Source organism: Actinomadura scrupuli, from assembly GCF_050971785.1.
GTDB classification, from domain to species: Bacteria; Actinomycetota; Actinomycetes; order Streptosporangiales; family Streptosporangiaceae; genus Actinomadura_E; species Actinomadura_E scrupuli.
On record NZ_JBPCCU010000004.1, the window covers coordinates 612,307 to 636,392 of the forward strand.

Annotated in this window: 21 protein-coding genes; 12 read left to right on the top strand and 9 right to left on the bottom strand. The window is 71.9% G+C overall.

What is annotated here, in order from left to right; genetic code table 11:
• The first annotated feature begins 108 nt into the window (after positions 1-108).
• The 4 genes from ACRYCC_RS22130 (at position 109) to ACRYCC_RS22145 (ending at position 3,491) form a co-directional block, all read left to right on the top strand.
• A complete protein-coding gene (locus tag ACRYCC_RS22130) occupies positions 109-630 on the top strand; it encodes a SigE family RNA polymerase sigma factor (protein WP_433814860.1) in 522 nt (173 codons plus the stop codon).
• A complete protein-coding gene (locus ACRYCC_RS22135; protein WP_433814862.1) occupies positions 627-1,319 on the top strand; it encodes a hypothetical protein in 693 nt (230 codons plus the stop codon). Before ACRYCC_RS22130 ends, ACRYCC_RS22135 begins: the two co-directional genes overlap by 4 nt.
• Positions 1,320-1,531: 212 nt before the next feature.
• Entirely contained in the window at positions 1,532-1,969 is a 438-nt protein-coding gene (locus ACRYCC_RS22140; protein WP_433814864.1) for a hypothetical protein, read from the top strand.
• A 145-nt stretch (positions 1,970-2,114) separates the two neighbouring features.
• Positions 2,115-3,491 carry a pentapeptide repeat-containing protein gene (locus ACRYCC_RS22145; protein WP_433814866.1) on the top strand — a complete coding sequence of 459 codons (1,377 nt, stop codon included), beginning with the start codon at positions 2,115-2,117 and terminating at the stop codon, positions 3,489-3,491.
• A gap of 3 nt (positions 3,492-3,494) precedes the next feature.
• On the opposite strand, the gene ACRYCC_RS22150 is transcribed toward ACRYCC_RS22145, so the two are convergent.
• Both ACRYCC_RS22150 and ACRYCC_RS43990 read right to left on the bottom strand, forming a co-directional pair.
• Positions 3,495-5,096: an nSTAND1 domain-containing NTPase gene (locus tag ACRYCC_RS22150; protein WP_433814867.1), complete on the bottom strand. Its 1,602-nt coding sequence runs from the start codon at positions 5,094-5,096 to the stop codon at positions 3,495-3,497.
• Between the two features lie 151 nt (positions 5,097-5,247).
• Complete coding sequence (locus ACRYCC_RS43990) at positions 5,248-5,421, bottom strand: hypothetical protein (RefSeq protein ID WP_490885254.1); 174 nt, start codon at positions 5,419-5,421, stop codon at positions 5,248-5,250.
• Between the two features lie 122 nt (positions 5,422-5,543).
• Between ACRYCC_RS43990 and fxsT the strand changes: the two genes are divergently transcribed.
• Positions 5,544-8,048 (top strand): FxSxx-COOH system tetratricopeptide repeat protein, encoded by a 2,505-nt coding sequence (gene fxsT, locus ACRYCC_RS22155; RefSeq protein ID WP_433814869.1) that lies wholly within the window; start codon positions 5,544-5,546, stop codon positions 8,046-8,048.
• A 9-nt stretch (positions 8,049-8,057) separates the two neighbouring features.
• Here fxsT and ACRYCC_RS22160 read toward each other — a convergent pair whose 3' ends face one another.
• Positions 8,058-9,326, bottom strand: a complete 1,269-nt coding sequence (locus ACRYCC_RS22160; RefSeq protein ID WP_433814871.1) for an HEXXH motif domain-containing protein — start codon at positions 9,324-9,326, stop codon at positions 8,058-8,060.
• Between the two features lie 534 nt (positions 9,327-9,860).
• Between ACRYCC_RS22160 and ACRYCC_RS22165 the strand changes: the two genes are divergently transcribed.
• The gene (locus ACRYCC_RS22165; RefSeq protein ID WP_433814873.1) at positions 9,861-11,225 is read left to right on the top strand and encodes a cytochrome ubiquinol oxidase subunit I; all 1,365 of its coding nucleotides are present in this window, start codon (positions 9,861-9,863) and stop codon (positions 11,223-11,225) included.
• Positions 11,222-12,259 (top strand): cytochrome d ubiquinol oxidase subunit II, encoded by a 1,038-nt coding sequence (locus ACRYCC_RS22170; protein ID WP_433814874.1) that lies wholly within the window; start codon positions 11,222-11,224, stop codon positions 12,257-12,259. Before ACRYCC_RS22165 ends, ACRYCC_RS22170 begins: the two co-directional genes overlap by 4 nt.
• Before the next feature lie 20 nt (positions 12,260-12,279).
• On the opposite strand, the gene ACRYCC_RS22175 is transcribed toward ACRYCC_RS22170, so the two are convergent.
• Entirely contained in the window at positions 12,280-13,479 is a 1,200-nt protein-coding gene (locus ACRYCC_RS22175; protein WP_433814876.1) for a hypothetical protein, read from the bottom strand.
• Positions 13,480-13,625: 146 nt separating this feature from the next.
• On the opposite strand from ACRYCC_RS22175, the gene ACRYCC_RS22180 reads away from it, so the two are divergent.
• Positions 13,626-14,072, top strand: a complete 447-nt coding sequence (locus tag ACRYCC_RS22180) for a hypothetical protein (protein WP_433814878.1) — start codon at positions 13,626-13,628, stop codon at positions 14,070-14,072.
• Positions 14,073-14,118: 46 nt separating this feature from the next.
• Here ACRYCC_RS22180 and ACRYCC_RS22185 read toward each other — a convergent pair whose 3' ends face one another.
• The 4 genes from ACRYCC_RS22185 to ACRYCC_RS22200 form a co-directional block, all read right to left on the bottom strand.
• Positions 14,119-15,225 (bottom strand): lysylphosphatidylglycerol synthase transmembrane domain-containing protein, encoded by a 1,107-nt coding sequence (locus ACRYCC_RS22185; RefSeq protein WP_433814879.1) that lies wholly within the window; start codon positions 15,223-15,225, stop codon positions 14,119-14,121.
• Between the two features lie 239 nt (positions 15,226-15,464).
• Positions 15,465-16,847, bottom strand: a complete 1,383-nt coding sequence (locus ACRYCC_RS22190; protein WP_433814881.1) for a GntP family permease — start codon at positions 16,845-16,847, stop codon at positions 15,465-15,467.
• Positions 16,848-16,940: 93 nt separating this feature from the next.
• Positions 16,941-18,539 carry an N-acyl-D-amino-acid deacylase family protein gene (locus ACRYCC_RS22195; protein ID WP_433815046.1) on the bottom strand — a complete coding sequence of 533 codons (1,599 nt, stop codon included), beginning with the start codon at positions 18,537-18,539 and terminating at the stop codon, positions 16,941-16,943.
• Positions 18,539-19,792, bottom strand: coding sequence for an amino acid deaminase (locus ACRYCC_RS22200; protein ID WP_433814883.1), 1,254 nt, complete (start codon positions 19,790-19,792; stop codon positions 18,539-18,541). Before ACRYCC_RS22200 ends, ACRYCC_RS22195 begins: the two co-directional genes overlap by 1 nt.
• A 131-nt stretch (positions 19,793-19,923) precedes the next feature.
• On the opposite strand from ACRYCC_RS22200, the gene ACRYCC_RS22205 reads away from it, so the two are divergent.
• Genes ACRYCC_RS22205 through ACRYCC_RS22215 form a run of 3 tightly spaced genes read left to right on the top strand, consistent with a single transcriptional unit; the run spans position 19,924 to position 22,053 of the window.
• Positions 19,924-20,904 (top strand): sugar kinase, encoded by a 981-nt coding sequence (locus tag ACRYCC_RS22205; protein WP_433814885.1) that lies wholly within the window; start codon positions 19,924-19,926, stop codon positions 20,902-20,904.
• Positions 20,901-21,659 carry an IclR family transcriptional regulator gene (locus ACRYCC_RS22210; RefSeq protein ID WP_433814886.1) on the top strand — a complete coding sequence of 253 codons (759 nt, stop codon included), beginning with the start codon at positions 20,901-20,903 and terminating at the stop codon, positions 21,657-21,659. Before ACRYCC_RS22205 ends, ACRYCC_RS22210 begins: the two co-directional genes overlap by 4 nt.
• Entirely contained in the window at positions 21,652-22,053 is a 402-nt protein-coding gene (locus tag ACRYCC_RS22215; RefSeq protein ID WP_433814888.1) for a RidA family protein, read from the top strand. Before ACRYCC_RS22210 ends, ACRYCC_RS22215 begins: the two co-directional genes overlap by 8 nt.
• Here the strand turns inward: ACRYCC_RS22215 and ACRYCC_RS22220 are convergent.
• Positions 22,050-23,309: a cytochrome P450 gene (locus ACRYCC_RS22220; protein WP_433814889.1), complete on the bottom strand. Its 1,260-nt coding sequence runs from the start codon at positions 23,307-23,309 to the stop codon at positions 22,050-22,052. The genes ACRYCC_RS22215 and ACRYCC_RS22220 overlap by 4 nt on opposite strands.
• 180 nt (positions 23,310-23,489) lie before the next feature.
• Here ACRYCC_RS22220 and ACRYCC_RS22225 point away from each other — a divergent pair, with 180 nt between their 5' ends.
• Positions 23,490-24,077 carry a TetR/AcrR family transcriptional regulator gene (locus tag ACRYCC_RS22225; protein WP_433814891.1) on the top strand — a complete coding sequence of 196 codons (588 nt, stop codon included), beginning with the start codon at positions 23,490-23,492 and terminating at the stop codon, positions 24,075-24,077.
• Positions 24,078-24,086 lie beyond the last annotated feature (9 nt).

Here is a 24,086-nt window from a genome sequence, read left to right on the forward strand (position 1 = left end):
GGCCGGAGGGAGACCGGCGGTGGTCACCGGCCGGGTGCGAAGACGAAACTCTCCCGTCCGTGCAGCGGATGACCCGCCGGCGACCGTCTTAGGTACGGGAGGTGCCGATTGTCGGCTCGCGATGAGGAGTTCCGGCGGTTCGTCGCCGAGCGTTCACCTGCGCTGCTGCGGCTGGCGTTCCTGCTCTGCGGCGACCGGGCCCAGGCGGAGGACGTCCTGCAGACCGCGTTGCTCCGTGCCTACCAGCGGTGGCGGCACATCACCACGAACCCGGAGGCGTACGTCCGCCGCGTCCTGGTGACGGCCGCCGCCGACGAGCGCCGCCGCCCGTTCCGGCGCCGCGAGCTCGTCTCGGCGCAGGTCCCCGACGCACCCCAGGCCGGTGATCCGCTGCTGGGAGTCGATCTGCGAGATCGCTTGGCGGCCGCCTTGCGTGCGCTGCCCCCACGTCAGCGGGTGGCCGTGGTCCTGCGGCACTGGGTCGGCCTGACGGCGGAGGAGTCGGCTGCGGTGCTCGGTTGCTCGGCCGGCACCGTACGGAGCCAGACGACGCGGGGCCTGGACAAGCTCCGCACGGTCTACGCCGCCCAGGAGGAAGAGGCGGCCGAGGGGAAGGGAAGCCCGAGGTGACCGAGCTGACCGAGAAGGAGCTGCTGGAGCTGCTTGCCGAGCGGGCTCCCGCTCCGTCCGCCGGCTACGCGGATCACCTCCTGCGCAGAGCCCGGCGGGCCAGATCCCGGCGCCGTGCCCTCGCGGGGGTGGCCGGCGCGGCCGCCGCGGTGGTCTGCCTGATCGCCTCGCTGGCACCGGCCGGTCCCGGTTCCGCTCCCGCCGAACCGGTCGTGACCCCGGCGACCAGCGTGCCGGTGCCCTCTGACCGGGCCCTGGCGTACGCGGCGGCGATCAGGGCGGTGGCCGGCGAGGGGCGCGGGGGCACGGGGTCGCCGGTGAAGGTGCTCTACGTCATGGACCGGCTGTGCCGGGATCCGGCCGCCGCACCGCCCCCGATGCGTTGCGAGGGCTCCCCGCTGGGCGAGAGGCTCCGATCCGACCTCGCGCTCGTGCTGAAGCCGTACGCTCCCGTCATCTTCATCGCCGATGGCCGGACGGTGACGGTGACCGGGGACATCAAGGCAGGGGTCGTCGACGACGGGGTGGTGATCACCCTCGGGTCCGCCCGGTTCGATGCGACCACCGCCGTGGTGCCGCTGTCCATGCGGCGCGGACCTCTGGACGGCAGGGGGATGACGTATCGGCTGACCCGGCGTGGCGGGCGCTGGGAAGTGAGCGGCACCTCCGGCCCGGCATGGATCAGCTGACGCGCTCCCGGTCTTCATGCGGTCCAGGAAGCGCGGATGTGAGCGAACCGGGGACGCCGGTCGCGCGTCCAAGAGAGCGAGACCGGCCCCGGCGGGGGCCGGGTCGAGTCGGAGGGGAAAGCCGCGTGACCGCCAATTCACCCTGCACATGTCTCTCATGCACCGGCAAGACCACGTTCCCAAGGCGATCGGCCAGGATCTCCCCAGCGCTCGTGCACGGGTTCCATGCGGCGAACACGGCGCAGCAGAACAGCGGTGGGGGAGCGCTGGCACCGGTCACCCCGATCGCCTCCGCCTGGCGTGCGCAGCCGCGGAAGCCTCTCGCCCGGCCGGCCGCCGTCGAGCCTCCGGCCATCAGGCCCACCGCCATCGCCCGGCCCACCGCGTTCGCGCGTCCCGCCGTCGTACGGCCCCTCGCCAGGCCGCAGGCCGCGCCGGCCGTGGCGGTGACCGGTGTGACGACGACCGAGACCAGTTTCGAGGTCGGCGTGGGGCCGTTCCGGTTCAGCGGGGTGAAGCGCTACGCCCAGGATTCCCTGAAGATCACCTATCCGAACGGCGTGACCGTCGAAGCGACCGGGGCGCTGGCCGCGGAGCTCTGGCGAAACCGCGCCGCCTTCTCCTCCCTCGGGAACGACGACCCGGCGTGACGAGGAGGCGGATCCGCGCACCGGGCCCGCCGGCGGGGCTCCGACCCGGCCGGCGACGTGCACCACACCCGGTGAGATCAGGCCCCCACTCTGTTACCGGTGCGCAGAGGTACAGATGTGGCATGAGACTCGTAGTGTCTTCGATGTGAGCGAATCGCAGGAGCAGCAGCCTGCCGTCATGCGCCAGAGCCGGGCCCGTCGGGCGGCGGCGTTCGCCGGGCTCACCGTCGCCGGGCTCGTCCTGCTCGTCGTGTTGTTCTGGCCGGTGGCCGATCTGATGGCCGCGCACGATGTGCACCCCGTCAAGGGGAAGGAGCGCGCCGAGCAGCTCATCAAAGCCCGCGACGCGGCACGGGGGCGGCTCCTCCAGATCGTGGTCGGCCTCCTGGGCGTGGGGGCGTTCGTCTTCACCGCCAGGAACTTCGCGCTGGCCCGGCAGCAGAGCGAGCTCAACCGCCAGACCCTGCAGCTGACGATTCGCCAGGCCGACCGGCAGACGGAGGCGAGCAACCGCGCGATGGAGCAGAGCGAGGCGGTGCAGATCACCGACCGGTTCGCCCGGGCGATCGAACAGCTCACCTCCGAGGCGATCGACGCGCGGCTCGGTGCCATCTATTCGCTCGAACGGGTCGCCTGGGATTCGGAGCGCGACCATCCCAGCGTGATGGAGGTCCTCGCCGCGTTCGCGCAGCGGAAGTCGCTGACCGACCGGGGAACCGTCGCGCCCCAGGATCTGCAGGCCGCGGTGACCGTGATCGGCCGACGGGACACCCGGCATGACAAGGCCATCGTGACGCTCGCCCGGGCGGACTTCAGCGCCATGGACCTCACGGCCGCTCGCCTGTCCCGGGCCGACCTCACCCAGGTACGGCTCGCCGGGGCGCATCTGACCGGCGCCGAGCTCACGGAGGCGAATCTGCGGGGCGCCGACCTCGGCGCGGCGACGCTGAACGAGGCCCGGCTGGGCGGTGCGGATCTCACCGGGGCGAAGCTCGTCGCGGCGGAGCTGCCGGCCGCGACGCTCAGGGCAGCCGTACTGGAGCGCGCGAATCTGTGCCGGTCCGACCTCCGGGACGCCGATCTGGCGTGGGTGTCCGCCGCCTCCTGCGAGTTCCGCACGGCGAATCTCGACGGCGCGGACCTGACCGGGGCCAAGCTGGGCGGAGCGGATCTGACCGAGGGCCGGCTCCGCCACACCTCGCTGAGAAGGGCGGCACTGCGGTCGGCGAAGCTCGGCGGAGCGGATCTGACCGGAGCGGACCTGACCGGGGCGGATCTGTCCTTCGCGGTGCTCAGCGAGGCGGTGCTGCGAGACGCCGACCTGACCGGCGCGGATCTGCGTGAGGCGAATCTGTCCGGGGCGGATCTGACCGGCGCGACCCTGTCGGGGGTCGATCTCACCAGGGTGAGTCAGGCCGGGCTGGAGCTGACCGGCGCGATCGTCGCCGCCGGGACCACGCTGCCGAACCGCTGGCGGCGCGAGGAAGGCGGACGCGTCGGGCTGAGACGGCCCGGGCGCTGAGCGCTAACCGGGCTCCTGCGCCAGCACGGCGGCGGCCGCCCGGGGCTCTCCGGATTCGGCGAAGGCCCGCGCCAGCTCGTTGCGGACGGTACGGTCGCCGGGCAGCCGCGCCGACGCCGACTGGAGCAGGGCGAGCGCGCCGGTGGAGTCGCCGCTCAGCCGGTGCATCCGGCCGATCGCCGCGAGCAGGGCGCCGACCATCTCCTGATCCTGGACGGTCTCGGCGAGCACGGCCGCCTGGCGGTAGTGCTTCTCGGCGGTCGGGTAGTCCTGGCGTTCGAAGGCGAGATTGCCCAGCAGGATCTCCGCCCCCGCCCGGACCGTGGGCTCCTCGGCGGACTCCGCGGCGATCACCGCGTGCCGTTCGGCAGATTGTCCGTCGGCGTCGATGAGCGCTCGGACGGCGAACCGGAAGCGATCGGAGACGCTGAGGAGCCGCGGCTCGCGCGTCGCGGCCTGCCGGGCGAGCTCGGTCAGCGGTTCCAGCAGCCGCCCGTCTCCCACCGAGAAGCTCACGGACGGATCGCCGGGGCGCCCGTCCAGGAGATGACGGTCCTGCAGCGCCCGCAGGAGGCCCTCCGGCAATCCGGCCTCGTCCGGCGAGGCGGTGCGGCCGTGCCCGGCCGGGGTCACGAAGACGTCGGCCAGTCTGCGGCACAGGTGCGCCGGATCCCGGTCGAACGCCTCGGCGGCCCAGCAGACGGCGTCCCAGAGCGAATCGGCGAGCCACCGGTCCACCGCTCGCCGGGACACCTGGTCACGAGTGACCTGGCCGCGCTCACGCCAGCGCCGCCACAGCGCGGCCCCGGCCTGCTGGACCAGGGTAGGGCTGGTCCTGTCCTCGCGGTACGTCGTGCGATCGCCGGATCCACCGACCAGGCGCACCGTCATCAGGTCGGTGACGAGTGCTTCGGCTGTGCCGGCCGCCAGCTCCCGGCCGCCCACCCGGCCGCCGATGGCATCGCGGATGGCCGAGGTGGCCGCCGCGTCGTCGAGCCCGTCCAGCGATACCCGGGTGATCTCGGGGAACGGCAGCTCCGCCAGCAGGCGCGGCAGATGGTCGTTGCGCACGCTGAAGAGCACGTTGACCGTGGAGTCGCTGCGCACCGCGACGTTCAGCTCGGACAGGAGCCGCCGTCGCTGTTCCGGCTCGACCGTGCGGAAGAGGTTCTCGGCCTGGTCGACGGCCACCAGCGCACCGCCCGAGCCGGTGCACAGCTGATGCAGATAGGCCGCCACCGAGGTGTGCACCATCGCGGTCGGCCGTTCGGCCGGTGCCCAGCTGCGCAGCAGGGCCTGGGCCGCGGCGTTGTGGGAGGGAAGGGCGGCGGTGGGAAAGCGTGGGTCCGGGGCCACGCCGCCCAGCGGCGGGACGGTGCGCCCGCTCCTGCGCAGCCGTGGGAGGACGCCGGCTGCCAGCAGTGAGGTCTTGCCGATACCGGCCGGCCCGTGCAGGACCGTCACCCGATGGCGCTGCCAGGTTTCGGTGAGACGTTCGGACTCCGCCGACCGGCCGAAGAAGAGCAGATCCTCATCGGATCGATAGGAACGCGCACCGGGAAACGGCGATTGATTCCGCTGCGCCGTCATTCTGGAGGCGGTCACGGCTGATTCCTCGAACGCGGAGTCACTGCACAGACCCTAGGGGAAAGGAGTGCTCCGGCGAGCCGAATACGCCGGGACCCGCCGGCGGCGGCCGTGTGGCCCAGGGAAACCAACTCTTCACCACCCTTACTCGGCGAGCCGACCGGCCCCGCTAACGACTGCCGTCCGGGCCCCCGAGGAGCGGGTCGGGGATATCGGCCTCATTCCCCAGAATTCGGCTCAGGACATGGGATGTCGCCGCTGCCCCGAGGTGAGACAGCTCAGCCAGGTCAAGGCCCGAGAGGTCGAACATCTCTGTCTCGACATCATGCGGACATTCCGCCATAGCGGCTTACTCCCATCTCATGCTCCCTGGCCCATCATCGCGTACGAACGGTGACCTGACCACCTCTGGTCTCCTCACTTCATGACTAAGATGGTGATGTGCTGATCCGCTGAGGAGCAGATATGACATCGACAGATCCGGCCGGGCGCCCGAAGATCTGGGGCCGTGTCCCACCACGTAATAGGGACTTCACCGGACGCTCGGAACTGCTCGCGCAGTTGCACCCCGAGTCGCCGCAGGGGGTCACGCTGGTGACCGCGCTGCAGGGGCTCGGCGGAGTGGGGAAGACACAACTGGCGGTGGAGTACGCCCATCGCTACCAGAGTGAATACGACCTCGTGTGGTGGGTCCCCTCCGATCAGCCGATGCTCATCGCGAGCACACTGGCCAGGCTCGCCCCGCATCTGGACCTCCCCGCGGCCAACGCCACCGGCTCCACCGAGGCCGCCGAGGCGGTCGTGGACGCCTTGCGGCGAGGTGATCCCGTCGCGCGCTGGCTTTTGATCTTCGATAACGCGCAGAAGCCCGAAGAAGTCATCCATTTCGTCCCCGACGGTCCGGGCCATGTGATTATCACCTCGCGCAATTCCGAATGGAGCGGTGCGGCGAGAACTCTCAAGGTCGGAGTTTTCGGTCGCGAGGAGAGCCGGGATTTCCTTGACCGGAAGGTGCCCGGCATTGCCGCGGAAGAAGCCGACTCTCTCGCCGACGCATTGGGAGACCTGCCGCTCGCGCTCGTCCAGGCCGGAGCGCTGCAGTCCGCGACCGGTATGCCGGTCGACGACTATCTCGAGCTGCTGGAGAACCAGACGAGCAAACTGCTCGCCGAGGGCCGGCCGTCCGACTACAGCGTGGTTCCGCTGACCGCTACCTGGTCGGTCTCCGTCCGTCAGCTCAGAGAGGACCATCCGGACGCCGTCGACCTGCTTAACCTGACGGCCTTTTTCGGGCCCGACCCCATTCCCCGGGACGTGCTCAGCGGCAGTCACCCCGAACTCGACGCTCAGCTCGCACAGATTCTCGGAGACCCGCTGCGGTTCAGCAAGGCCATCGGCGCACTCGGCCGGTACTCCCTGGTGCAGATCGACCGTGAGCGCCGGACCGTCGAAGTGCACCGGCTCGTTCAGAAACTGCTGAGGGACAGCCTCAGCGAAGAACAGTCCGAGTATTTCCGGCATTGCGTCGATCTGCTGCTGGCCGCCGCGGATCCGTCGAATCCCGACGACACGCAGAGCTGGCCGGGCTATGCGCGGCTGTTGCCGCACATCGGCCCGGCGAGCGTCGCGACCTGCCCGGACCGCAGCGTGCGATTCCTGATGCGAGGCATCATCCGTTACCTCTATCAGTCGGGAAACGCGACGGCGGCTTTGAAACTCGCCCGGGAGTGCCAGCAGAACTGGACGAGCGATCCCGACTCGGACCCGCTCGACATCTGCGCGATCAATCGCCATCTGGGGTTCGCGCTGCGGAGCGCGGGCCACTTCCGCGAGGCCCTCGAGGTCAACAGGCAGGCTCTCGCCGACGCCACGGCCCTCCTGCCGCCGGACCACGACGAGGTTCTGCGGATCACCAACAACTACTGCATCGACCTGCGCGCCGCCGGCCACTTCGCCGAGGCGCTCGAGATGTCACGGCGCTTGGTCGCCCGGCACGTCGAGGCGTTCGGCGAGTCCGACGGCCGCACGCTCCGGGCACAGAACAACCTGGCCCTGGACTACACGCTCACCAGCAGTTACGACGAGGCGAAAGAGCTGCTGACCAAGGTGCACAGCACCATGCGCGCGGTCTTCGGCACCAGCCACCCCTCGGTGCAGAGAGCGATGAACAACCTCATCCGGGTGATCCGGCTGAGCGGCGACTTCGAGAGCGCCAGGGAACTCGGCGAGGACCTGCACGCCGCGAACATCGAACTGCTCGGTGCCGATCACCCCACCACCCTGCGCGGGGCGAAGGACCTCGCCATCGCCACCCGGATGGTGGAGGGCGGTTCGGCCGGCGCGGTGGCCTTCACGGAGGATCTGCTGAAGCGGTTCCAGCGGCTGCTGGGCGAACAGCACCCCGACACCCTCGCCGCGGAGATCATGATGGCCAACATGCTGCGCGACGCGGGCAGGGTGCACGAGGCCATTCCGCTTACCGAGCACGCGCTGGAGGCGTACGCCGACATGTACCGCGCCGACCATCCGTACGAGCACGCGTGCCGGAGCAACCTCGCTCTGCTCTTCCGGCACGCCGGCGACCCGGACAAGGCGCGGATGCTGAACGAGGCCTCGCTCAGAGCGTTGATCGATTCACTCGGCGCCGACCACCATCTCGCTCTCATCTGCGCCGTCGGGCTGGCCAGCGACCATTCGGCGCTGGGCGACCACACCTCCGCCGTGGAGCTCGGCAGGAGCACGCTCAGTCAGGTCACCGGGCTGCTCGGCCCCGACCAGCCGCCGACTTTCGGTGCCGCCGCCAACCTCGCCCTCGACCTCGAGTCGCTGGGCCACGCCGACGAGGCGGCACGGCTGCGCAACGAGGCGCTCGGAAACCTTCGTGACCGGCTGGGATCCGACCATCCCTGGGTCCGGAAGGTCATGGCCGGGGAACGGCTCGAGTTCGACTTCGACCCCATCCCGTTGTGAGGCCGGGGCTCAGCCGTAGCGTGCACGGTGGACGTCCGCGGCCCGGTGGGCGTGAGCGACCGCCGCCGCCGAGACCCGATCCCGGTGGAAGCTCCGCAGGGTCCGGCGCATGCCCTGGACGAAGCGGCGCCCGAGCGGAGTCAGCGCGCCGCTGTCCTCGATGACTTCGGCGGCCTCGTCCGCGGCGTTCCGCCAGCGCACGAACTCGGCATGGGCGAAGTCGTCCTCCTCGTGGAACCGCTGGCGCCGCCAGAAGGCGGCCACTCCCAGATGGGCGTAGGCCCCGTGGAGCAGCCCCCCGATCGGCCGGTGGTCCGGCCGCCAGGGCGCGTAGTAACGCTCCCCGCGCTCGGGCCGTACGAGATCGACGAGCTGGAGCAGCGCCGCCAGTTTGGCGTGCTGTACCTCGTGTGCCAGCGTCTCGGCCAGCAGGAGCGGGTCGTGCGGGGGCGCGAGCGCGACCGACCCGAACGTGGTCTGCGAGGTGCCGCTGACCGGGCCGGCCGCTCCGGCGTTCAACGGGGTCAGGACCGATATCGTCGCCCGCAGCTCGGTGGCGAGCGGACGGTGATGACGGCACAGCAGCCGCCAGGCCTCCTGGAGCAGAGACCGCCAGCACCTCACGTCGGCGGCGGCGAGCCGGGGGGCGACCGCGATGGGGAAGCGGTACGGGTCGAGGTCGTCGATCATCAGCCGCAGGTGGAGACCGTCGGCCGCGGCGGCGACCGGGCGCAGTCCCTGCCAGCCCGCCCCGTCGTCGTGAGGTGCGGCGGGAACGCGGACCCTCGAACCCCGGCCGGACAATTCCGCGCGGCCCTGTGACACGGAGATCCCGCAAGACGTGCCGTCGAGCGCCGCCTGACCGACGGACGGCAACATGACCAGACCGTCGGCGGGCTCGACCGTGGCCTCGAAGTCCAGCCCGGCGCGCAGCGCCGCCGCGGCCGCGACGGTGAGCATGAGCCCGGGACGGCCTGGCTCTCCCCGGCGCAGAGCCCGCAGCGTCTCTCTCGCCCATGCTCCGACCGCCGGATACCGCAGCACGCGATCGACGCGGGCGGGGGATGCCGAGTGCAGCTTCGTCAGGACGTCGAACCCCCAGGCGCCGGGCCCCGTGCCGGACTCCTCGGCGACCGCTTTGAGGAGGAGCAGACTGACGTCCCGGGCCGTTCCGGCCAGGAACCGTCCTGTCAGGGCCGAGGGGTGACCCTCCGCGAGGCTGTCGAAGACCGACTGAGGTACGACGAGTCGACCTGGTTCTCCCACACTGTCACCCATCTAGCGGAACGTACGCACAATATATGCATAGCCTTCCGCCCGCCATGAAACTGTTTACTACGCCACACTTCGTCGACCAGAATCCGGCCGGCCCGGACTCAGCGCCGGGGAGAGCGGCAACCTGCCGGCGGGCCGGACGTCCGGACTTTCACCTGGTGAAACAGGGGCCTGGCCCGTTCCGGCGGCGGACCCTCCTATTTCTCCGGAAGCGCCCGGGCATGCGCCGTTCCGCTTGGGACGCCGGCCGAAGCGCAGGGCGCTAACCCCGTTTCTCGGGCGGCGCGCATCGGATATCAGAAATGTTCGATGCCCGGCCATTGCCGTACGGGTGAGAGGAAAGTCCGGCCGGGTCGGCGGATTCCGTCCGGAGAGCGATTCGCCGGTCGTACGCGAAAGCGTGAACGAGACCGCGGACGGGTCCCGGCTCGCCCGGCGCGACTTTTTGGGCCGGGCGAACCTGGGCAGGAGGCGGGTACCGAGGGTGGCGGGCCGCCGCGCGAGCGAGATGGGCGCCGCCGAGTCTGGGGGAGTCCTATGGGAGGTCTGCTGGCCGAGGCCGCGACACCGGCCGATCTGGCGGCGGCGCGCGGCCAGATGGCGCTGTCGCTCGGGTGGCACATCGTCATCGCCTGTTACGGGGTGGGGATGCCGGTGCTGACGCTGCTGGCCGAGTGGCGGGGGGTGCGTACCGGGGACGTGCACTACCGGCTGCTGGCCCGCCGGTGGGCACGGGCGATGGGCGTGCTGTTCGCGGTCGGCGCCGTGTCCGGGACGATCTTGAGTTTCGAGATGGGCCTGCTCTGGCCGGGTCTGATGGGCCGCTTCGGGCAGGTCATCGGCCTGCCGTTCACCCTGGAGGGCTTCGCGTTCTTCATCGAGGCGATCTTCCTGGGCATCTATCTGTACGCCTGGGACCGGTTGTCGCCCCGCGCTCATCTGCTGTCCGGGCTGCCCGTGGTGGCGGCGGGGGTGGCGAGCGCGTTCTTCGTGGTCACCGCGAACGCGTGGATGAACCAGCCCCGCGGGGTCGACCTGGTGGCCGGCCGGGTGACCGGGGTGGATCCCTGGGCTGCGATGTTCAATCCGGCGACCCCTCCGCAGACGGTGCACATGATCCTCGCGGCGTTCATGGTGACGGGCTTCGGCACCGCCGCCGTGTACGCGGTGGCGATGCTGCGCGGGCGCCGCGACCATTACCACCGGCTGGGGTTCCTGCTGCCGTTCAGCGTCGCCGCCCTCATCACGCCGGTACAGATCGGGGTGGGCGACTGGGCGGCGCACTTCGTCGCCCACTACCAGCCGGTCAAGCTGGCCGCGATGGAGGGCGTCTTCGTCACCGAACGCGGCGTACCGCTGCACGTCGGCGGCATCGAGACCGGCGGCCGCCTGCGGTACGCGGTGGAGATCCCCGACGGGCTGTCCCTGCTGGCGCACTGGAATCCGCGAGCACGCATCCTGGGCCTGAACGAGGTGCCCCCGGCGGACCGCCCTCCCGTCAACGTGGTCCATCCCGCCTTCCAGATCATGGTGGGGATCGGGTTCGCCCTGCTGGCCCTGGTGTGCTGGCTGGCGCTGGTGTGGTGGCGAAGGCGTGACCTTCCCGCCGGCCGATGGTTCCTGCGCGCGGCGGCCGTGGCGGGAGTGGCCGCGCCGTTGGCGCTGGAGGCCGGCTGGGTGACCACCGAGGTGGGGCGGCAGCCGTGGGTCGCCTACGGGCTGATGCGCACCCGGGACGCCGTGAATCCGGGCCCCGGGCTCTGGCTCGGCCTGCTGGCGGTGTGCGTGGTGTACGCGTTCCTGACCGTAGGGACGATCTACGTCCTGCGGCTTCTCTCCCGGGACATACCGGTGCCCGTGGCTCCGCAGGAGTCCGACGTCGAGGGGTATCCGGTCGTATGAGCGCCGCCGACGCACTGCTGGTGCTTATCTGGGCCGCGGTGACCGGCTACGCGTTGCTGGGCGGGGCGGACTTCGGCGGCGGGTTCTGGGATCTGTTCGCCGGCGGCGCTCGGCGCGGCCACCGCCGGCGCTCGCTGATCGAGCACTCCATCGGGCCGGTGTGGGAGGCCAACCACGTATGGCTGATCTTCGTGCTGGTGCTGACGTGGACCGGCTTCCCCTCGGTCTTCGCCGCCGTCGCCTCGACGCTCTACATCCCGCTCACCCTCGCGGCACTGGGCATCATCGGGCGCGGGGCCGGATTCGCCTTCCGCAAGGTCAGCACCACGCTGGGACGGCAGCGGCTGTTCGGTGCGGACTTCGCGCTCTCCTCGCTGGTCACCCCGTTCTTCCTGGGCGCCGCGGCGGGCGGGATCGCCTCCGGGCGCGTCCCTCCCGGCCTGGCGGCAGGCGACCCGATCACCTCGTGGTTCAATCCCACCTCGGTGATCGCCGGCCTGCTCGCGGTGGGGACCGGCGCCTACCTCGCCGCCGTCTTCCTCACCTGGGACGCGCAGCGCGACGCTCCGGACCTGGTCGACGGTCTCCGCCGCCAGGCGCTGGTCGCAGGCCTGGGCGTCGGGGCGCTGGCCGTCGTGGGCCTCTTCGTCGTCGCGGCCGACGCCCCCGGCCTGGCGGACGGGCTCCGCTCCGCGCCGGCCGCCGTGCTCGTCGGCCTGTCGGTCCTCGCCGGCGTCGTCTCACTGGTCCTGCTGGGCACCCGCCGTTACCTGGCCGTACGCCTCACCGCGGGCCTCGCCGCCGCCGCCGTCATCTGGGGCTGGGGCCTGGCGGCCTACCCCCGGCTGCTGCCGGGGGTCACCGTCGACGAGGCCGCCGCGGTGCCCGCCGTCCTGCACGCGACCCTCGCCGTGGCGCTCGTGGGAATGCTGTTGCTCATCCCCTCTCTGGGCTGGCTGTTCCTGCTCTTCCAGCGTGCCGCCCGCCACCCGCCGCGGCCGGCCGGAGGCACCTCCCTCCCCGGCGGGGAATGAGCCCTCACGGCCCGGCCGGGTCACGGCCGTGGCGGCGAGCCGGCCGTCGGCTTCTCGCGCTGCTCGGCGCCGCCGACGTCCTCCAGCAGATCCTGTGCCTTCCGGTCGACGACCTGCGTGAACGCCTGCTGCGCGTACCCGAGGACCACCGCCCAGCTGAGGATCTGCGCTGAGCTGTCCAGCGCGCTCAGCCCGGGCACGAAGTTGCCGCGCATCAGGATCAGGCCGAGCAGCGCGGTCAGCGCTCCGAGCGGCAGTTTCAGCAGGGCGAGTGCGGCGGGCAGGCTGTAGGGGGTGCTCGTGCCGCGGACCTTGCGGAGCGCGGTGGCGGTGGCGACGGCCGCGGCGATGAGACCGAGGACCTCGATCAGGGGGATGTCCCAGGCGTCCACGGTGGCCGCGACCACCGTGTCGACGTCCGCCTGTGCCGGTAGCTCGGACTCCCGGGTGGGGCAGACGATCCGCCAGGTGCGGGCCTGGGCCGTCGCCACCTGCACCGGCTGGAAGCACACCGGTAGCTTGTCCGGCATCGCCGCCCCGAAGACGCAGACGCCGATCGCCAGTGCGACGAGCACGCCCGCGAAGACCAGCAGCAGATTGCGGAAGCTGCGTACCCGCATGTGCTCGTTGCGGGACTCGGCCATCGCGCCCTGGACCGCGACGACCAGCCGCTCCCGGTCGATCGGCGACAGCTGCCGGGCGCCGGTCGGGGAACCGCCTCGGCGGCGGGTGGCCCTGGCGAGCCGGCCGGCCGGGGCCGCCGTCCCGCGCGCGGCGGCCCCGGCGGCTCGCGGGCCGATGCCCTCGGCCTCGAGCGCCTGTTCCGCGCATTGGCAGCGCGGGTCGCTGGGCAGCAGGTGACGCCGTACGTAGACGACCAGAGCCGCGGTCTGGCCACGGACGTAGTCCAACGGCGCCGCACGCAGCACGAGAATCTCCGCCGCGTCGAGATGAGCGTGCACCCGCTGCACCGCGGCCCCGGTCAGCGCACCGCCGATCCGGCGCCGTCGCGCGGCTTGGTGCGCGTGCGCGAGTTCGGTCTCGGCGTCCGCCAGGAGCCTTCCGGCCTCGGCGTCCGGTCCCGCGCGCGATCGCAGGGAACCGATGAGGGCGCGCAGCTCACAGATCCTGGCCAGCGACTCCTCCCGCCAGGAGGAGGTGAAGTTCACCGGACGGAAGTCGCCCGCCGTCCCGTTCGGCACGCTCGGCTCGCTCGTCACGCTCCGAGGTTCCACCTGTACGGCGCCGCTGACCAGAGCAGGGGTACTCGCTGTCAACTTCCGGCCAGTGGCGTAACGCCCGGACGGCCACGGGTGTTCTGTTATGGTCATCTGCCCGAGTTTCTGCCCTGCACTAAAAGGGGATAGTGATCAAGAACATCACCACTCTGCTGGCCTCCGCATGCCTGGGGATCGTCTCCCTGGGAGCGGTGGCCTGCGACGATGACGGCACCGCCGCCGGATCGCCGGCTCCGTCCGCCACGGCGCCGGCCGCGATCGGGGGTGCCACCAGCGCGGCGCCCGCCTCCCCGGGCGTCTCGTCGCCCGGCGTGAGCCCGCCGTCGGCGCCGACCTCGCGTCCCAAGGTGACCGGCTCCCAGGTGATCATGATCGATCCCAGCGGCAAGAAGTACACCCGCAAGCTGATGATCGAGCTGGCGGCGGGGATGGCCGCGGCCTCCGGCAAGAAGGGCCTGCCCGCCGACTTCTGCGCCCAGTCCTACCAGCAGGGCGTCGACGGGGGCGGCAAGTTCCCGCTGGGCAGGTACGCCTTCATGGAGGCGTGCCAGGAGGGCCTGCGGCTGGCGGGCTGAACCGCCCCGCCCCTCGGCGGGTACGGGCCGCCACCGGCCACCCCGGTCACAGGGCGCCGGAGGATATGCCGCCGTCGATGGTGAGGGTCGTGCCCGCCGCCCGCTGCCGCCGGGGCCCGCCGGGGCGGCCGGCGGCCGATGCGCCGGTCCGCAGGGTGCCGGCGCTGAGGAGGCCGATGGGCACGGGGGCCCAGTGGGTGACGGCGCGGAAGATCAGGACTCCCGACAGCGCGCTGGCGGTCTCGATGCCGGTGACGCTGAGCAGTGCGACGAGGGCCGCCTCGGTGGAGCCGAGTCCGCCGGGGCCGGGGACGACGCCTCCGGCGGCGGCGGCGATCATGTAGACGGCGATCAGGGTGCCGATCTGCCCCGGAGTGGCGGCGGCGGGGATCGCCAGCATGCTGACTGCGAAGGCGATGCCCATGATCAGTGTGGTGGCGGCGGAGGCGGCCATCATGAGGAGCAGGTCGCCGGGCCGTCGCATGATCTGCGCGCAGGCCGCGATCGGGTCCCGCAGCCTGTCGCGCAGCAACCACACCGCCGCCCCGGCGACGACGGCGGCCGCGGCGGCCACGATGGTCAGCGGACCGGCCAGGCCGCTGAAGTACGTCCCGAGCTGCGACAGCAGGACACCGCCGCCGGTGGCCAGCGCGACCGGGATGATCACTACGAAGAGGAGGAGGTCGGCGACCGCGCCGCCGATCTGCAGGACGCCCGCCGCGGCCGCCGCCGGGGCCGCGGGGGTCCCCCGGCTGGACAGGTAGCGTGCGTTGACCGCGACGGTGCCCAGGCCACCGCCGGTGACCCTGTTCGCGGTCGCCGCGGTGAACTGCGCCATCGTCGCGTGCAGCAGCGGCAGGCGCCGGCCGGCCGCGCCGCGCAGGGCGACGGCGGAGCACCAGAAGTGCGCGACCATGAGCCCGGCCAGGGCGGGGACCACCGCCCAGTGCACGCCGCCGAGTGCCCGTACCGCCCCGGACACCGTGGCGGACGCCTCGCCGCTGGTCAGCAGGAGGCCCGAGCCCACGACGAAGACGACTCCGGCCAGCGCCGAGGCGAGGGTACGCCACCGGACCGGCCATGCCCGCACGGCGCGGAGCAGGGCGGGCCCCCAGGCGGCTGGGGCCGGACGGTCGGCCGGGACGGCGTACATGGCTTCCTCCAGTGCGACGGGGACCCTCGAGGGCCTCGTTCTTGCCTGGTTTCAGCCAACCCGTCCGGAGCGCGTAGATCAGTGGGGCGACCTTGCCAATCGGGGGTAGGGCCAGCACCACCACGACCGGACGGCGCCGGGCCGGCCGCGGCCTGCCCGCGACCTGGGCACCTCCGTGTCATCGGACGGTGCCCAGGTCAGCGTGGATCTCCCGGTGCGGAGGTGGTCGGGAGGGGAGCTCAGATGACGAGGCTGAGCAGGCCGGCCATGGTGAACCCGACCACGGACAGGATCGTCTCGAGCACGGTCCAGGTCTTCAGCGTGTCCCTGACCGACATGTTGAAGTAGCGGGAGACGATCCAGAATCCTCCGTCGTTGACGTGCGAGGCGATGATCGAACCAGCGGAGATCGCGATCGCGACCAGCGCCAGATGCGCCTGGCTGTAATGGTGCTCCTGGAGCAGGGGAGCGATGATGCCGCTCGCGGTGACGATGGCGACGGTCGCCGAGCCCTGGGCGAGCCGCAGCCCGCAGCTGATCAGATAGGCGAGCACGATCAGTGGCAGGCCGGCGTCGGACAGGGTGGTGGCGAGCGCCTTGCCGACCCCGGTCGCGGAGATGACCGCGCCGAAGAACGCGCCGGCGCCCACCACCAGCAGGATCATGCCGACCGGGCGCAGGGACTTGGTGGCCAGGTCGGCCAGTTCCCGGCCGGGGATGCCGCGGCGCGTGCCGAGCAGCCACATCGCGAGCAGTACGGCGATGGTGAGGGCCACCACGGGGTTGCCGAAGAAGGTCAGCACCGGCAGCACCGAGCTCGTCTTCCACCAGACCGTGCCGAACGTCGCGAGCAGGATCAGCACGAGCGGCACCGCGATGATGATGCCGACCAGCGCCAGGGACGGGGCTGGGCGCTCACCTGCCGCCTGGTCCTTCTCCTCCTCCGCCACGATGAACTCGGCCGGGACCTCGATCTGTACCCGCTTGCCGATCCAGGCGCCCCACGCCACGCCCGCGACGAGGAAGGCCGGGATGCCACAGGCCACGCCCATCACGATGAGCCAGCCGAGGTCGACGCCGAGCAGGCCGGAGGCGGCCACCGGGCCCGGGTGCGGGGGAAGGAAGGCGTGAGTCATCGACAGGCCGGCCAGCAGCGGCAGCGCGTACAGCACCAGCGACCGGCCGCCACGCTTGGCGGCGATGTAGACCAGGGGCGCGAGCACGAAGATGCCGATGTCGAAGAAGACCGGGATGCCGAAGATCAGCCCGGCCAGGCCCATCGCCAGCGGCGCGCCCCGCTCACCGAACAGGCCCAGCAGCTTGCGGGTCAGCACGTCGGCGCCGCCCGAGGCCTCGAGGATCGCGCCGAGGATCGTGCCCAGCCCGATGATGGGTGCTATGTGCCCGAGGATGCCGCCGAACCCGGTCTCCAGGATCGACGTCTTCGAGCTCAGCGCGGTGCCGACGATCTGGTTGACCGGCAGTCCCGCGGCCAGCGCGAGGAGCAGGCCGGAGACCAGCAGCGCGATGAACGGCTCCAGCTTGACCCTGATGATGAGCAGGAGCAGTACCGCGATGGCCGCCGCGCACAGAAGCAGCAGACCACCCGTCTCGTGTTGCAACCAGTGGATCATGCGTGACCTTTCAGGGGGGTGATGGAATCTCGCGCGCAGGGAGGTGAGCTCCGCCCGCTCACGGCGGCCGGACGCCCGGGCTCACCGGGTGAGGCCTTCCGGGCCGCGGCGCAGCGACCGGCCCGGCAGCGCACCGGTGTGGTGGCCGCCGGCGATGACCGCGACCCCGCCGACGAAGACGTACGGAATCCCGGCCGGCTGCTGCCGGGGCTCCTCGAAGGTGGCGGTGTCCCGCACGGTGCGCGGGTCGAACAGCACGAGATCGGCGTGGTGGCCGGGCCGTACCAGCCCTCGCCGGTCCAGCTTGAGCCGGCGCGCCGGGCGGCCGGTCAGATGCGCGACGCACTCTTCCAGGCTGAGAACGCCCAGCTCGCGGACGTACCGGCTCAGGTAGCGGGGGAACGTGCCCCACGCGCGGGGATGCGGTTTCGCCGCGGCGAGCAACCCGTCGCTGCCCCCGGTGTGGGCGGGGTGCCGCATGATCGCCTGAACGTTGTCCTCGTGGCCGACATGCTGCAGGATCGTGGTGCCGAGCTCGTCGGCGAGCAGCTGTTCGCGGTACAGCTCGAAGGGCTCGCGGCCGGTCTCCTCCGCCAGCCGGGCCATGCTCCTGCCGACGAGCGCGCCCAGCGCGGGGTCGCGGGTCCCGGAGATCTCGATGGTCGTCCAGTCCACCGGCACGCCGTGGCAGCCGTCGGAGCCCTCGACCTCCATCGTGTGCCGGATGCGCGCGCACGCACCCGGGTCGCGCAGCCGGGCCAGCGTTGCGGCCGGCCCGCCCTCGGCCGCCCAGCTCGGCAGCAGGGCGGCGAGGGTGGTCGAGCCGGGCAGGTAGGGATAGGTGTCGAGGGTGATGTCGCAGCCGTCGGCGATCGCGGTGTCGAGCAGGCTCAGGAGCTCGGGCGCGCGGCCGGCGTTGACGCCGAAGTTCATCGTCGCGTGCGCCAGGTGCAGCGGGCAGCCCGAGCGCCGGGAGACCTCGACCATCTCGGCGTACGCCTCCAGCGCGCCGGCGCCGTACGACCGGTGGTGGGGCGCGTGGAAGCCGCCCAGCGAGGCGACGACCCGGCACAGCTCGACCAGTTCGGCGTCGTCGGCGTACATGCCGGGGACGTAGGTGAGACCGCTGGACATGCCCACCGCGCCCTCGCGCATCCCGGTGGCGACCAGGTCCCGCTGCCGGGCCAGCTCGGCATCGGTGGACGGCCGTGCCTCCCAGCCGACGGCGAGCATCCGCACCGAGCCGTGCGGCACGAGATAGCAGGCGTTGACGGCGATGCCCTGGTCGAGGCGGTCGAGGTACTCGCCGACGCTGCGCCAGTTCCAGTCGAACCCGGCCGGGTCGCCGTTCCACCCCGCGATGACCTGGCGGATCTGCGCGAGCGTGGTGTCGTCGGCCGGGGCGTAGGACAGCCCGTCCTGACCGAGGACCTCGCAGGTGACGCCCTGGCCGACCTTGGCGAGGTGGTCGGGCTCGGCGAGCAGCCGCAGGTCGGAGTGGGCGTGCATGTCGATGAACCCGGGGGCCAGCGCCAGCCCCGCGGCGTCGATGACCCGGCGCCCGGTCAGGCCGGTCCCGATGGCCTCGATCCGCCCGCCGGTGACGGCCACGTCGGCGACCCGTCCCGGCGCTCCCGTGCCGTCGATGACGGTCGCCCCCCGGATGGCGAGGTCCGGCATCAGAACCACGTCCGGATCAGGTCGACCACCACGGGCCGTTCGGCCTCGGCATCGTCGACCACGGGGATGAGCGTCCATTTGTCCAGTGCCGTGCAGGGATGGGAGAGCCCGAGCCTGACCACGTCGCCGACCTGGACGTCGCCGCCTTCGAGGAAGGCGTGCTGGTCGTTCAGCGCGGTGACCCGGGCACCGGACAGCGACCGGCCGCCACGGATCCGCTGCGGCTTGGGAAGCCCCTCGTCGAAGGACAGGTCCCGTTTGCCCGCGTCCAGCAGCGCCAGCCCCGGCTCCGGGCGGGACACCACCCGCGCCCAGCCGTGCATGGCCGGCCGCAGCGGCGCCCTGGTGCCCGCTCCCCGGGCGAAGGGCGAGATCGCGCGGTAGAACCCGTCGTCGTGGACGACGTACGCGCCCGAGCGCAGCACCACCGTCGCGTCCAGCCCGCCGAGCAGGTCGGCGACCTGGTCGAAGTAGGCGCTGCCGCCCGCGGTCACGATCGGCTCGGCGGTCTCGTACCGAAGCCGGGTGTGCAGCCGGGCCAGCCGCCGGAGGAAGGCCGCGACGGCCGCCAGCCCGTCCGGCGAGGCGTCATGGGCGAGGGCGCCCTCGTACCCGCCGGCACCGGTGAGGCGGAGCGCGGGGTCCTGCCGCACGGCTTCGCCGATCGCCAGGGCCTCGTCGTCGTCGCGTACTCCGGTGCGCCCGTGCGGGCCGCCCAGCTCGACGCAGACGTCGACGGGGCGCCGCGCCCCGGCGGCGCGCAGTGCCGTGCCCATGAGCTCCACCGAGCGGGCCGAGTCCACCCAGGACGTGAACTCGAAGTCCGGGTCGCGGTCGAGCTCGGCCGACACCCAGGCCAGCCCGGCAGGGTCGATCAGCGTGTTCGCCAGCAGCAGCCGGCGCACCCCGAACGCCCGTGCCACCCGGAGCTGCGGGAGGTTGGCCAGCGTGATGCCCCAGGCTCCGGCGTCGAGCTGCCGTTGCCACAGCGCGGGCGCCATCGTGGTCTTGCCGTGCGGTGCGAGCCGTACGCCGGCGGCGGCGGCCCAGCCGGCCATCGAGGCGATGTTGTGGTCCAGGGCCCCGGCGTCGAGCGTCAGCAGAGGAGTGCCGAACTCCTCCAGGGACGGGCGTGCCGCGGCGTACTCCGCGGCGGTGGCGCCATGTGCGGCGGCCGGGATCGCCTTGAATCGCCAGTCGAGACGCTGGTCGCGCGATGCGGCGACGCGCTCGCCGTCGATGCCGCTCGACATTGGCGACCTCCCGTGTTGCATATAGCGCAACGCTCGTTGCGTAACGTGTATGAGGGTTGTAGCATCGCCGCAGCACGATGGTCAATGGTCGGGGAAAGGTAGATATGGGGCGGTCGCCGACGGCGATATGCGTGGGTGAGTCGATGGCGGCCCTGGTGCCCGATCAGGCCGGCCCGCTCGAGGACGTCGCCACGTTCCACCAGTCGATCGGTGGCGCGGAGTCCAACGTCGCCTGTGGCCTGGCCGCACTCGGGGTGGGTGCCGCGTGGGTCGGCCGGGTCGGCGCCGACGGGTTCGGCCGCCGCATCATCCGCCGGCTCACCGCCCAGGGGGTCGACACGAGCGCTGTGATCGTCGACCCCTCCCGCCCGACGGGGCTCTACGTCAAGGAGATCGGCCGCGCGGGCAGCGTCCTCCACTACTACCGGGCGGGCTCGGCCGCCTCCGCGCTCGGTCCCGAACTGCTCGAGGACGACACGGCCGGCCGGATGTTCGCGGACGCGGGCCTGATCCACCTGTCGGGCATCACCGCCGCGCTGTCCGGCGGTTCGCTGGACCTGCTGCGGGCCATCATGCGGCGCCGCCGTCCCGGGCAGCTGGTGAGCTTCGACCTGAACTGGCGGCCCGCGTTGTGGCGCGGCAAGGACCCGTCCGTGCTCCGCTCGCTGCTGAACGCCGCCGACATCGCGCTGCTCGGCGCCGACGAGGCCGTCCAGGTGCTCGGCACCGGAGACCCGCAGGCACTGCGCACCCTGCTGCCCGGGCCGGACACCCTGGTGATCAAGGATGACGCGCATCTGGCCACCGCGATCGACCGGTCCGGCGTCACGGCAGAACCGCCGCCGGCCGTCGAGGTCGTCGAGCCGGTCGGGGCCGGAGACGCGTTCGCCGCGGGATACCTCGCCGGTACGTTACGGGGATACGACCAGCGTCGCCGGTTGCGCCTCGGCCACCTGATGGCGGCCACCACACTGGTGGTGCACGGTGACCACGGCGCCCCGCCGCCGGCCCACCTCGTCGAGGCACTGCTGGCGTCCTCGCCCGGGGAGTGGGCGGCGACCACGGTGAGCGTGACGGGCGTGCACCGGGCCGGTGAACGGGAGGCGGAATGAGCCAGAGCGTGGGCCGCGCGCTGCAGATCCTCATCGACCTCGGGGAGGGCCCGCGGTCGCTGGACGAGCTCGCCGGCAAGGTCGGCGTGCACAAGACCACCGTCCTCCGTCTGCTGCGCACCCTCGAGGAGGAGCGCTTCGTCTACCGCGACGACGGCCACCGCTACCACCTCGGCGCGCGGATGTTCGCCCTGGCCGGTTCGGCGCTCGGGCAGCGCGAGATCCGTGGCGCCGCCGCACCGCACCTGTCCCGGCTCAACCAGGCCACCGGGCAGACCGTCCACCTGGGCGTCTACGAGGGCGGAGAGGTCTTCTACCTGGACAAGTACGACTCGCTGCAGCCGATCCGGATGTACTCCAAGGTGGGGCTGCGGATGCCGCTGCACTGCACCGCGATCGCGAAGGTGCTGCTGGCCGACCTGCCCGAGACCGAGCGCAGGCGGATCGCCGAGAGGATCGAGTACACCTCGTTCACCGAGAACACGATCACGAGCCCGGGACTGCTGCTCGCCGAACTCGCCCGGGTGGCGGACCAGGGCTACGCGCTCGACGACGCCGAACACGAGACGTTCATCACCTGCATCGCCGGGCCGATCCGCGACGCGAGCGGCAGGGTCGCCGCCGCTGCCTCGATCTCCGTGCCGGACGTACTGCTGAACCGCGCCCAGGTGCTGGAACTGCTGCCCGATCTGCTCAGGACCACGCGCGCCATCTCCACCGCCTGCGGTTTCGCCGAAGGGAAGCTCCATGACTGACAAGACCGAGATCCGTACCGCCGGAGCGCCCGCACCGGCCTGGGTGTTCTCCCAGGGCGTGCGCAAGGGGCCGCTGCTCCAGGTGTCCGGCCAGGGCCCCCAGGATCCCGTCTCCGGCGAGTACCTGTACGGCGGAGACGTCAGGGCACAGACCCGGCGCACGCTGGAGAACGTCAAGGCGATCCTGACCGCGGGCGGGGCGAGCGTCGAGGACGTGGTGATGTTCCGCGTCTACCTGGTCAGGCGGGAGGACTTCGCCGCGATGAACGAGGCGTACGGGGAGTTCGTCAAGGACAACTGCCCCGGCGGGGTGCTGCCCTGCCGGACCACCGTGTTCGCCGGGCTTCCCCATGACGCCATGCTGGTGGAGATCGACGCGCTCGCCTCCGTCTAGCCACGGCCGGTGGCGCCCGTGGTGATGGGCAGGTGGGCGTAGCCGCGCAGTGCCAGGCCGGGGCGTCGCCGGGGTGCGCCGTCGAGGGCGAGCGTGGTGAAGCGGGTGACCAGCCGTTGCAGGACGACGTGCGCTTCGAGCCGGGCGAGATGGGCGCCCAGGCAGAAGTGGATGCCGGAGGCGAAGGCCAGGTGCGGGTTGTCGGCCCGGGTGACGTCCAGGCGGCAGGGGTCGGCGAACCGCGCGGGGTCGTGGTTGGCCGCGCCGAGCAGGGTGATGACCATCTGGCCGGGCACCAGTTCGGTGCCGGCCAGCACGGCGGGTTCCATGACGGTACGGGCGTCGAGCTGCACGGGCGTGTCGTAGCGCAGCAGTTCCTCGACGGCCGTGGGGATCAGCCCGGGCTCCCGGCGGAGCAGGGCGAGCTGTTCGGGGTGGCGGATCAGGGCGTGCAGGCCGTTGCCGAGCAGGTTGGTGGTGGTCTCGAAGCCGGCTCCGAACAGCAGGATCGCGGTCGAGATGGTCTCCTCCTCGTCCAGGGCGTCCGCGGCGTGTGAGGCGGCCAGGCGGCTGAGCAGATCGTCGCCGGGGACGCGGCGCTTGTGGGCGAGCAGGTCGGAGAGGTAGCCGGTGAACTCCGCCACGGCGGTGCCGGCCCGGGTCAGTGCCTCGGCGTCGTTGTCCGCGGACAGCATGACGCCGAAGGTGCGCGCCCAGGGCACGAGCGCGGCCCGGTCGGCCTCGGGGACCCCGAGCAGGTCGGCGATCACGTTGAGGGGCAGCGGCAACGCGACCAGGGTCATGAAGTCGGCGCCGGGCTCGGCGGCCAGCCGGTCGAGAAGCCGGTCGGTGCGGGCGGTGACGGCCTGGCGCAGCGCCTCGACGTGGCGGCCGGTGAACGCGGAGCTGACCAGCCTGCGCAGCCGGGTGTGGTCGGGCGGGTTGACCAGCACCATGCTGCCGCGCACCTGGTCCATCATCGGGCGGAGCCGGTCGTCGGGGATCTCGGTGACCTGGAACCCGAGCATCTCCGCGCCCTTGCCGAGCGATCGGTGCCGCAGTGCCGCGTCGCACTCGGCATGGCCGCTGAGCACCAGGGTGCCGTCGGCGGTGAGCAGCACGGGAGCCGCCTCGCGCAGCCGCCGGTAACCGGTGTAGGGATCGTCGCTCGCGGAGTCGAGCATGATCTCGAAGAAGAGCCGTTCGGCGGCGGCGTCGGTACGGGCGGCGGGGGCCGCAGGTAGGTCACGTCCCATCGTGTACCCCTTCCTGGGGTTCTACTGCCGTGCGCCCCCATGGTGACAGTGCCTCTAATTTTGTCAAGGAAAGGAACATACAGCCGATGAGTGTCGTGGATGTTCCTTTCCCGGCTGATCGTCGGCGTTGCTACTGTCGAGAACGTGAACGCTCCGGCACCGGCTGACTTCCATGCGCGCGTGCGGCATCAGCTTCGGCAGGACGCGATGGACGCGGCCTACACGATCATGATCGAGCAGGGGTGGGCCGCGGTGCGGATGACCGCGATCGCCGCCGCCGTGGGCGTCAGCCGGCAGACCCTCTACAAGGAGTTCGGATCCAAGCAGGAGATCGGCGAGGCGCTGGTGATCCGCGAGGCCGAGCAGTTCATCGCCGGTGTGACCCTTCATCTCCAGCAGCACGAGGAGCTGTCCGGCGCGATCGAGGCCGCGATCCGGTTCACCTTCGAGCACGGCGCGGCGAATCCGCTGCTCCTGGCCATCCTGGCTGGCAGCCACGAGGACGGCGACACGCTGCTGCCGCTGGTCACCACCGACGCTCAGCCGCTGATCGCGATGGCCGGACAGGTGCTCAGCGAGTACATCGCCCGCCGTGCCCCGGGCCTGGAGACCGAGGACACCGTCGCCACGGCCGACGCCCTGGCCCGCCTGACCGTCAGTCATCTGCTCCAGCCGCTGGACGACCCGGAGCTCACCATCCGCCGGCTCACCCGCCTGGCCCACCGCAACCTCGGCCTGGAGAGCGTCCGCGGGACCCCTCCGGGCTGAGCGACCCCC

Coding starts and splice junctions, on each gene's coding strand:
- ACRYCC_RS43990 (WP_490885254.1), bottom strand. CDS start 5,421: ATGGCGGAATGTCCGCATGATGTCGAGACAGAGATGTTCGACCTCTCG.
- fxsT (WP_433814869.1), top strand. CDS start 5,544: ATGACATCGACAGATCCGGCCGGGCGCCCGAAGATCTGGGGCCGTGTC.
- ACRYCC_RS22160 (WP_433814871.1), bottom strand. CDS start 9,326: ATGGGTGACAGTGTGGGAGAACCAGGTCGACTCGTCGTACCTCAGTCG.
- ACRYCC_RS22165 (WP_433814873.1), top strand. CDS start 9,861: ATGGGAGGTCTGCTGGCCGAGGCCGCGACACCGGCCGATCTGGCGGCG.
- ACRYCC_RS22170 (WP_433814874.1), top strand. CDS start 11,222: ATGAGCGCCGCCGACGCACTGCTGGTGCTTATCTGGGCCGCGGTGACC.
- ACRYCC_RS22185 (WP_433814879.1), bottom strand. CDS start 15,225: ATGTACGCCGTCCCGGCCGACCGTCCGGCCCCAGCCGCCTGGGGGCCC.
- ACRYCC_RS22195 (WP_433815046.1), bottom strand. CDS start 18,539: ATGCCGGACCTCGCCATCCGGGGGGCGACCGTCATCGACGGCACGGGA.
- ACRYCC_RS22200 (WP_433814883.1), bottom strand. CDS start 19,792: ATGTCGAGCGGCATCGACGGCGAGCGCGTCGCCGCATCGCGCGACCAG.
- ACRYCC_RS22210 (WP_433814886.1), top strand. CDS start 20,901: ATGAGCCAGAGCGTGGGCCGCGCGCTGCAGATCCTCATCGACCTCGGG.
- ACRYCC_RS22215 (WP_433814888.1), top strand. CDS start 21,652: ATGACTGACAAGACCGAGATCCGTACCGCCGGAGCGCCCGCACCGGCC.
- ACRYCC_RS22220 (WP_433814889.1), bottom strand. CDS start 23,309: ATGGGACGTGACCTACCTGCGGCCCCCGCCGCCCGTACCGACGCCGCC.